The organism is Amycolatopsis rhizosphaerae (genome assembly GCF_007713715.1).
GTDB lineage: Bacteria > Actinomycetota > Actinomycetes > Mycobacteriales > Pseudonocardiaceae > Amycolatopsis_E > Amycolatopsis_E rhizosphaerae.
In genome coordinates this window covers 1-1,730 of record NZ_VJWX01000798.1, presented here as the reverse complement: position 1 = coordinate 1,730, position 1,730 = coordinate 1, and the positions used below count along the sequence as shown (strand labels likewise).

Genomic DNA, 1,730 nt, shown 5'->3' with positions numbered 1-1,730 from the left:
GACCGAGGCGGACTTCCACGATCTGGCGCGGGCGTATCTGGTCCGGGCGGCCGCGGCGGGGGTCCGGCGCGCCGAGATCTTCTTCGATCCGCAGGCGCACCTGGCCAACGGGGTCCCGCTGGAGGCGGTGTTCGCGGGGCTGTCGGCGGCGGTGGAGGAGTCCGCGGAGGTGTCGGCGGAGCTGATCCTCTGCTTTCTGCGTGATCTCGGCGCCCAGGCGGCGGAGGAGATGCTGCGAGCGGCGATGCCGTTCCGGGAGCGGTTCACCGGGGTCGGGCTGGACTCGGCCGAGGCGGGGTTTCCCCCGTCGTTGTTCCGGGAGGTGTTCCGGAGGGCGGCGGCGGAGGGACTGCACCGGGTCGCGCATGCCGGTGAGGAGGGCGGCCCGGACTACGTGTGGGAGGCACTGGACGTGCTGGGTGCCGAGCGCATCGACCACGGCATCCGCGCGATGGAAGACCCGGTGCTGGTGGGAAGACTGCGCGACGAGCGCATCCCGCTCACCGTCTGCCCACTGTCCAATGTGGCCCTGAACGTGGTGCCCTCCCTCGCCGCGCACCCACTGCCCGCGATGCTCGAAGAGGGGCTGCTGGTGAGCGTCAACAGCGACGACCCGGCCTACTTCGGCGGCTACGCCGACGACAACTTCGCCGCCGTCGAGCGCGAGTTCGCACTGGACGAAGACGCACTGGCCCTGCTGGCCCGCAACTCCTTCGACTCCTCCTTCGCGTCCGAAACGGACCGTGAGCGCTGGAAGGCGGAGCTGCCCGGCGCCCGGTGAGCCCGGCCGGGCCGGTCCTCACCTCGCCGTGGCGTGCACGAACTGGCTGCGGGGATGCTGCTGTTCGCCGGTCGCCACCACCTGCCGCCGGAAGGGCAGTGACAGCAGCCAGTCCGCCGCGATACGGGCCTTGCGGTGCGCCGTGGGCATGGTGGCCAGGTGGTAGCCCCGGTGCAGCGCCCACGCCGGGAAGCCCCGCAGCTTCACGCCGTAGATCTGGGCGACCCCCTGGTAGAGGCCGAGGCTGGCGACCGAGCCCGCGTTCGCGTGCCGGTACCGCACCAGGGGCTCGCCGCGCAGCGACGCGAGCACGTTCTTCGCCAGCCGCGTCGCCTGCCGGGACGCGTGCTGGGCCGAAGGCGGGCACGTCGCATCCGGATCCTTTTTGGACAGATCGGGGACGGCGGCGGCGTCGCCCGCGGCGAACACCCAGGGGCTGTCCCTGACTTCCAGGGTGGCCGAGCAGATCACCCGGCCGCGGTTGTCCAGCGGCAGGTCGGTGCCGGCGAGCATCGGGTTCGGCCGCACCCCGGCCGTCCACACCAGGGTGTCCGCGTCGAACTCGGTGCCGTCGCCGAGCACGATGTGCCCGTGTTCGGCCGACTTCAGCGTCGTGTCGAGGTGGGGTTCGAACCCGCGGGACCGGAGCACGTCGAGGGTGTAGGCCGCCAGTTGGGGGCTGACCTCCGGCATGATCCGGTCCATCGCTTCGACCAGTACCCAGCGCAGTTCGTGCTTGCCGATCGAATACGACGGCAGGGCCTGCCGCGTCATGTCCTCCAGTTCGGCCATCGCCTCCACACCGGCGTAGCCGCCGCCGACGAAGACGAAGGTGAGCAGCCGCCGCCGCAGCTCGGGATCCATCGTGCTGTCGGCCTGGTCGAGCCGCGACAGCACGTGGTTGCGCAGGTAGATGGCCTCTTCGAGGGTTTTGAACCCGATGCCGTGC

General features: G+C 71.2%; 2 protein-coding genes. One reads left to right on the top strand and one right to left on the bottom strand.

Going from position 1 to position 1,730, the window contains the following annotated elements; all coding sequences use genetic code 11:
* The coding region (gene add / locus FNH05_RS36940; RefSeq protein ID WP_144593468.1) for an adenosine deaminase at positions 1-781 on the top strand (781 nt) is incomplete at its 5' end.
* 18 nt (positions 782-799) lie between these two features.
* On the opposite strand, the gene FNH05_RS36935 is transcribed toward add, so the two are convergent.
* On the bottom strand, positions 800-1,730 hold a 931-nt coding region (locus tag FNH05_RS36935; protein ID WP_144593467.1), incomplete at its 5' end, for an NAD(P)/FAD-dependent oxidoreductase.